Origin of the sequence: Sporosarcina sp. ACRSM (assembly GCF_022346545.1) — a bacterium.
In the GTDB taxonomy this organism is placed as follows: Bacteria; Bacillota; Bacilli; order Bacillales_A; family Planococcaceae; genus Sporosarcina.
Map to the genome: position 1 here is coordinate 239954 of NZ_JAKRNU010000008.1, position 7696 is coordinate 247649.

At 48.3% G+C, this 7696-nt stretch carries 7 protein-coding genes; 1 reads left to right on the forward strand and 6 read right to left on the reverse strand.

Annotated features, from left to right (window positions below):
- Nucleotides 1-214: 214 nt before the first annotated feature.
- From recD2 to cymR, 5 genes are read right to left on the reverse strand one after another with little or no spacing between them, the layout of a single operon-like run.
- Nucleotides 215-2665 (reverse strand): SF1B family DNA helicase RecD2, encoded by a 2451-nt coding sequence (gene recD2, locus MHZ95_RS14415; protein WP_239391479.1) that lies wholly within the window; start codon nucleotides 2663-2665, stop codon nucleotides 215-217.
- A gap of 13 nt (nucleotides 2666-2678) precedes the next feature.
- Complete coding sequence (locus tag MHZ95_RS14420; RefSeq protein ID WP_239391480.1) at nucleotides 2679-3344, reverse strand: tetratricopeptide repeat protein; 666 nt, start codon at nucleotides 3342-3344, stop codon at nucleotides 2679-2681.
- Between the two features lie 14 nt (nucleotides 3345-3358).
- Nucleotides 3359-4480, reverse strand: coding sequence for a tRNA 2-thiouridine(34) synthase MnmA (gene mnmA, locus MHZ95_RS14425; RefSeq protein ID WP_239391481.1), 1122 nt, complete (start codon nucleotides 4478-4480; stop codon nucleotides 3359-3361).
- A 21-nt stretch (nucleotides 4481-4501) separates the two neighbouring features.
- The gene (locus MHZ95_RS14430) at nucleotides 4502-5644 is read right to left on the reverse strand and encodes a cysteine desulfurase family protein (RefSeq protein WP_239391482.1); all 1143 of its coding nucleotides are present in this window, start codon (nucleotides 5642-5644) and stop codon (nucleotides 4502-4504) included.
- A 14-nt stretch (nucleotides 5645-5658) separates the two neighbouring features.
- Nucleotides 5659-6078, reverse strand: a complete 420-nt coding sequence (gene cymR / locus MHZ95_RS14435) for a cysteine metabolism transcriptional regulator CymR (protein WP_239391483.1) — start codon at nucleotides 6076-6078, stop codon at nucleotides 5659-5661.
- Between the two features lie 183 nt (nucleotides 6079-6261).
- Between cymR and MHZ95_RS14440 the strand changes: the two genes are divergently transcribed.
- Nucleotides 6262-7545, forward strand: a complete 1284-nt coding sequence (locus tag MHZ95_RS14440; RefSeq protein ID WP_239391484.1) for a replication-associated recombination protein A — start codon at nucleotides 6262-6264, stop codon at nucleotides 7543-7545.
- Nucleotides 7546-7605: 60 nt separating this feature from the next.
- Here the strand turns inward: MHZ95_RS14440 and MHZ95_RS14445 are convergent.
- A partial coding sequence (locus tag MHZ95_RS14445) for an IS3 family transposase (RefSeq protein WP_239391493.1) occupies nucleotides 7606-7696 on the reverse strand: 91 nt, incomplete at its 5' end.

Below are 7696 nucleotides of genomic sequence, written 5' to 3' on the forward strand. Positions count from 1 at the left end.
ATTACCGGAACAAAACAATCCGGCATCTCTGGCTGCCTTAACGCGGCAAACGGCAGGGATGAGCTGCACTCGGGAGTAGCTTTTCCGACATGCCCTCTCGAAGACCCTTACAGCCAAGGGGTCTCTTTCTGTACGAGTGGCGATGCGTACTTTCTCCGTCAACGTATTCTTTATGCATAGCTGGATTTGATTATAGAAAAAATCCGACTTGCTGTCAATCGGTAGCCTCAAGAAAATGATAAGGTGTGATGCCTTTCATCCCGATCATCGGATCAATCGAGATGAATGTTTCCGTTGTCAGTTCGAATATTGCCGGTTCCGAGGCCTTCGAATCCTCGATCGGCTCCTCCGCTGAAACAACTTTTGTAGGCTCAACGGATTCAACCAGTTCCGGTACATCGATATCACTATTCAGACGTTCTTTCAACGTTGTCTGCCGGGCCATTTCATCCGTCCGCTCGATACCCGCCTTGAATTCATCGGGTTCTCCACATAGAATGAGAAAATTTTTCGCCCGGGTGATACCCGTATACAGAAGATTACGGCGCAACATTTTCCGATGGCTGCGTACAACAGGCATAATAACGATCGGGAATTCACTCCCTTGCGACTTATGGATGGAACAGCAATAAGCAAGCGTGATTTGGTTCAAGTCACTACGTTCATACGTCACTTCAATGCCATCATACGAAACGACGAGCAACTCTTTTTTATCGATCGTCTCTTTCGCTTTGATGATGGCGATGACTTCCCCCATATCCCCATTGAACACATTACTCTCAGGTTGGTTGACCAGTTGGAGTACTTTATCGCCAATCCGGTAAATCGCTTCGCCGAACACGACTTCTTTCCTTTGAGGGTCAGGTGGATTGACCATTTCTTGAATCATCTTGTTCAATCCGTCGATTCCTGCCGGACCACGGTACATCGGTGCAAGCACTTGGATATCCTTGATATGATGCCCTTTCGTGATGGCGTTTTTCACCACTTGTTCGACCACTTCGAGAATCCGTTCACCACTCGCTTTGATGAATGAGCGATCGGATGTCTTTTGGGTCATATCAGTTGTCCATTCAGATCGTTTAATCATATGGGCCATTTCAATGATCGTCGAACCGGCACTTTGACGGTAAATCTCAGTCAATTCGACGACGGGCACTTTTCCGGAATCCAACATATCTCGCAGCACTTGTCCTGGTCCGACGGGTGGCAATTGGTCTTGGTCACCGACGAATAACAATTGGGCGTCATCCGCAAGCGCTTTGAGTAATTGATGGGCCAGCCAAGTATCCACCATAGACATTTCATCGATAATGATCAATTTGCCTTCGACTTCCCGCTCCGTCTCTTCTTCTTTTTCCAGTCCGTTGAAACCGAGCAGACGGTGAATGGTCATCGCTGGCAATCCTGTCGACTCGGACATTCTTTTCGCTGCCCGTCCCGTCGGCGCTGCCAAAACAATTGGAAACGTCTCTTTCTTTTTAGCATACTCTTGCGGATCAAGCGATAAGCCGTGCAATTCGGCATACACTTCGACAAGCCCCCGGATGACCGTTGTTTTCCCGGTGCCCGGCCCCCCTGTCAAAATCATCACTGAGGAATGCAGGGCTGTTTCAATCGCCGACACTTGCGTCTCCGCATAGTTAACACCGAGCCGTTCTTCGACTTCACCGACCGCTTTCCTGATTTCGGATACCGGAAACTGATCGGCTGTATCGTTTTGCAATAGCTTTTCTATTTTCGAAGCAATCCCGATTTCGGAAAAATAAAGGGAAGGTATGTAGAGCCGCCGCTCTTCCGCCGCCAGTTTCCCCTCTTCGACAAGCTGGATGATCGCTTGTGAAATAGCATCGAACGGTATCTCGATCGATTGGCTCGTTTCCAACAGGCGCTTCACTTCCGGTAGGATGGCTTCCGCTTCCAAATACACATGTCCCGCGGACTGGATCGCTTGGTTGATCGAATGGAGGATAGCCGCTTTAATCCGGTCCGGATGATTGCCGGTAATCCCTAAGTTTTTCCCGAGTTCATCCGCACGTTGGAAACCGACACCCTCGATTTCTTCAATCATTCGATACGGATTTTCCGTAAGAATGGTGATCGCTTCTTCTCGATACGTTTGGTAAATGCGCATCGCAATTTGGGGGCCGAATCCCCATTCATTCAACTGGATGATCGTCCGCTCAAGCCCCATGTTTTGTTGGAGTACCGAAACGATGGTCTCTTTTTTATCATCCGTCAGACGAGGAATCGTGTCTAAGACGGATGCATCATCCAGAATTTTTTTGATGGCATCTTGCCCAAGTTGTTTGACAATCGTCTGGGCGGTTTTCATGCCGATGCCTGGAAACAGATCCCCCGATAAATAATGGATTAGTCCCGTTTCGGTCGCGGGCATTTCTTTGGCAAATGTCTGTGCATCGAATTGAGCACCATACGTCGGATGATTGACGAGTCTTCCCGTGAATTTATAATCTTCATCCGTATTTAACTGGGGAAGATTTCCTTTGACGATAATTTCTTTGTCTTCATATCCGCAATTCGTTTCGCGGACTTTCAATTTTACGATTGTAAAAAGGCTGTCGGGGTTATGGAAGATGGTCACGACCGGTCGTCCGATCAAGAAAATCTCGTCCACCTTGCCCGCTTCATGCATCCCATCCATCACCGCAACCTCCTTATTGTCCGTTTTCACCCATTTGGATCATGTCGAAGATATACCGTGCTTGGACATGTTCTGGATCGATCGTGAAAGCTCGTTCCAAATGTTGCAATGCATCGTCTTTCCGGTCAGTCGAAACTGCATAAAGAAAGCCGAGGTTATAATGGGCATCAGCATTGTCGGGATCCTGTTCGATAATATAACGGAATTCGTCCCCCGCTTCTTTGAACAGTTCTAAATTGGCAAGGAGAATCCCATAGGACAAACGGACTTCCAAGTCATCCGGTGCCAATTCTGCCGCCCGCTGTAAATAAGGTAACGCCAATTTCCCGTTATCCGAACGTTCCAAGCTTTTCCCAAGCATGAAATAAGCATCTGCTTCGTCCACACCTTGACGGATGGCCGTTTCATATAGTTTGGACGCTTCTTCATAACGCTCTTTATTGTAATAAAGATTGGCAAGGCCGTAATAAGCTGTCCCAGCCTCTGCATCAAGTGTAATCGCCTTTTGGAAAAACGGTTCCGCTTTTTCAGCATCGCCAAGGGAAGCGAACACATTGCCAAGATTGATGTAGCCGACTGCATTGTCCGGGTCCTGTTCGACCGCCTTGACGAATGATTCTACCGCTTTTTCATATTGACCGTCTTGCAGTGCTGCAATTCCGATTTCATTGTATTCCATCTATCTAATTCCCCTTATCCGACATACTCGAGTTGTTGTCCGTTTTTAATGACTTTATCGATTAGACCGCCACCAAGGCATTCCGCGCCGTCATAAAAGACGACCGCTTGACCGGGGGTGATGGCACGGACCGGTTCTGCAAAGCGGACGATTGCCGTTCCGTCTCCGACCAGTTCAACCGTCACTTTCGTATCGGGTTGGCGGTAGCGGAATTTCGCTGTGCACTCAAATGTTGCTGGCAATTCACGAACCGTCGAAAACGAAACGTCCGTTGCGATCAGGCTATCGGAATAAAGGGCGTCATTGTGGAAGTTTTGACCGACCCATAGAACGTTCGACTCCAAATCTTTCCCTAGGACGAACCACGGATCTCCGGCACCGCCGATCCCAAGGCCATGACGTTGACCGATCGTGTAATACATCAGTCCATCATGGCGGCCGACGGTTTTGCCTTCCATCGTTTTCATGTCGCCGGGTTGCGCCGGTAAATATTGTCCGAGAAACTCTTTGAAATTCCGTTCGCCGATGAAACAGATCCCTGTGGAATCTTTCTTCGCCGCTGTTGTCAATCCCGCTTCTACCGCTTTTTTACGGACGTCACTTTTTTCCATATGTCCGATCGGGAACATCACTTTTTGCAATTGCTCTTGGGACAATTGATTCAAGAAATACGTCTGATCCTTGTTTTCGTCTTTCCCACGCAACATCGAGACGCCGCCTTCCACTTCGACGACCTGTGCATAGTGGCCCGTTGCCAAATAATCTGCGCCAAGGCTCATCGCATGGTCAAGGAACGCTTTGAATTTGATTTCCTTGTTGCACATGACATCCGGGTTCGGCGTACGTCCGGCTTTGTATTCTTCGAGGAAATAAGTGAACACCTTATCCCAATATTGCTTTTCAAAATTGACCGCATAGTAGGGAATTCCAATCTCGTTACATACTTGGATGACATCTTCATAGTCTTCTGTCGCGGTGCAGACACCGAATTCGTCTGTGTCATCCCAGTTTTTCATAAAGATGCCGATGACATCATAGCCTTGTTCTTTCAATAACAAAGCCGCTACAGACGAATCGACCCCACCTGACATGCCGATGACGACACGTGTATCTGCTGGTGCTTTTGTTGTTCTCATTATTTTTCATTCCTTATCTTTTCATTTCACAAGTCGTTTTACAATGTTAGCAGTTCTTTCAGCCGCCTCTTTTACCTTCTCTTCGTCAAGCCCTAAGCCGAAACTGAAACGAACAGAGTTTCGCAGTTTCGACGATCCTTCCCCGAACATTGCCGTCAAGACATGTGAAGGGTCCAATGAGCCCGCCGTACATGCCGATCCGCTTGACACCGCCACGCCTGCCATGTCGAGATTGACAAGCAATGATTCGATGTCAGTCCCCGGAAAACTGATATTCAGGACATGGGGGAGTTTCTGGGCTTGTTTTGCGTTCACTTCGTACTTGACACCTTGCGCCTCCAGCTCTTCGGTAAGAATCGCGGCATACCGCTCATACGTCTCTTTGTTTCGCGCCATTGCCTCCTGTGCGATGGTCACAGCTTCCGCAAATGCAACGATAGCCGGCAAATTCTCGGTTCCCGCCCGGCGTTTCCGTTCCTGTTCCCCACCGAAGAAAAGAGGTGATGTCTCGTTCCCTTTTCGCTGATAAAGGAACCCGACCCCTTTCGGCCCATTCAATTTGTGGGCGGACACAGACAGCAAATCCACGCCGAGTGTATCGACATCAAGCGGAACAAGTCCATATGCCTGTACAGCATCGGTATGGAATTTCGCCTGATGCCCGGCTAGCAATTCACCGATTTCACGAATTGGCTGGATGGTGCCCACTTCATTGTTGCCATACATGATGGACACGAGGATCGTACTGTCCTTCAACGCCGCCTTCACTTGCTCTGGCGTAATTTGTCCAGCCTCATTCACTTCCAAATATGTCACTTCGTATCCGAGCAACTCCAGTTGTTTACATGGGTTTAAAACGGCATGGTGTTCGATGTTTGTCGTGATGATATGATTTCCTTTATCTCTCATCGCTGTAGCCGTACCGAAAATGGCGGTATTATCCGCTTCTGTTCCGCCCGATGTAAAAATGATTTCCGTCGGTTCTGCCTGAATGGATTGCGCGAGCATTTTGCGTGCAAAATCCAATTCTTTCCGGGCTTCCCGTCCAAAACTATGGATGCTGGAAGGATTTCCAAATGTCTTCTCTAATTGTTTTTTATATGAAGCAGTCACTGCCGGATGTACCGGAGTCGTCGCTGCATGATCAAGATAAATAGTTGTCATAATAGTAAGCCCCTTCAAATGTAAAACATATAGCTATCTAACGGATCCGATTCATTGGATTTCACAAGATCTTCGATCGTTGTCGTATCGAGTACTCCGCGGACCGCATCCCCGATCCTTTTCCACAACTCCTGTTGAGGGATATCGGAGTTTTCCAATCCTTCTACAAGCTGAATCGGTCCTTCCAATACACGGATGACATCCCCGGCCGTAATATTGGTCGGTTCCTTGGCCAGCATATAGCCGCCATACGCACCGCGGACACTTTTGACGATGCCGCTATTACGGAGCGGCGGGATGAGCTGTTCCAAATAAGCCTCCGATAAATCCTGTTCTTCCGCTATTTTCCGAAGCGGTACAGGTCCTTTTCCATATTTGGCGCCAAGTTCCACTACAATGGTCAGTCCATAGCGCCCTTTTGTCGAAATTTTCATGGCATATCCCGTCCTTTTTTATACGATTACTTCAAAATAGTATAGCATAACTCCCCCATCCTCTTATAGAAAATGATTTTTAAGCTCGCAATGTGTATAATAGAGGAACGAACGTGCGTACAAAAGCGAAAGCGTCTTGGTCAGGAGCGCTAAAGCCTAGTCGTTATTGGGGAGTGATTTTGATTGCATAATGAACCTTTGGCGTATCGCATGCGCCCCAGAAATATAGATGAAGTAGCCGGCCAGCAAGACATTATCGGCGAGAAGACCGCACTCTATCGGATGATCAAAAATGGACATGTGCCCTCGATGCTGTTATACGGCGAACCGGGCATCGGCAAGACTTCCCTTGCTTATGCCATTGCCGGGACGAGCAATCTGCCTTTCATCGCCTTGAATGCGACTGTTTCAGGAAAGAAAGACGTGGAGCAAGTCGTCGCCGAATCACGGATTACAGGAAAAGTGCTGCTTTTCCTCGATGAAATCCATCGTTTCAATAAGCTGCAGCAAGATACGCTGTTGCCACATGTCGAAAGCGGCGCTATTGTCCTGATCGGGGCAACGACCGAAAACCCTTACCACGATGTGAATCCCGCTATCCGTTCAAGATGCGGAGAAATCCGGCAATTGACCCGGTTGGAGCCAGTTGACTTGCTCGGTGTACTGCAAAGAGCGTTGACGGATGAAGAGCGCGGTCTTGGAAAATTGGCGATTGACATTACGGATGAACAGCTGATGCGCATTGCAGAAGGCGTCAATGGAGACGCCCGTAAGGCGTTGACCGTGTTGGAATCGGTCATATCCGCCAGCGATGAGACGGATGGGACGACGATTGTCGAAGATTGGCTGATTGATAACTTATTAGGACGGATCGGGCTTTTCGGGGATAAAAAAGGATCGCATTTCTATAATCTATTATCCGCATTGCAAAAATCGATCCGCGGTAGTGATGTCAATGCCGGTATTTATTACCTGGCGCACCTATTGGAAATCGGGGATCTGGTGGCCGTTTCAAGACGGCTTCTCGTCATGGCCTATGAAGATGTCGGGCTCGCTTCCCCGGAAGTCGGACCGCATGTCTTGGCCGCGACCGAGTCTGCTGTTCGTTTAGGGATGCCGGAAGCGCGCATTCCGCTCGCCAATGCGGTCATCGAAATGTGTCTGGCGTCCAAATCGAATTCGGCTTATCAAGCTTTCGATGCGGCCGCAAAAGCGATCCATGAAGGGAAAACGGGAGATATTCCGCTTCATCTTCGGGATGCCCATTATGCCGGTGCTACCAATCTTGGCCATGTCGGTTACCAATATCCGCATGACACCCCGATCGGCTCATTCGGCGGCTGGGTCAATCAACAATATTTACCCGATAAAATAAGCGGGGTCGAATTTTATAAACCAGTTCTTGCAGGCGAAGAAAAGAAAATGGCAGCTATCTATGAGCGATTGAAAGAATTTAAAAAGAAATAAACGAAAAACCTCCCTTTCATCTAGAGAAAATGATGTGACCCCTAAAAGTTAGAGTTTATATTAGGCAGCTAATTGGCTGGTGTGAAGACGGTATTGAACCGGGCTCATGCCAGCCAATTTCTGTTTGATGCGTTTGTGATTGTAATAATGG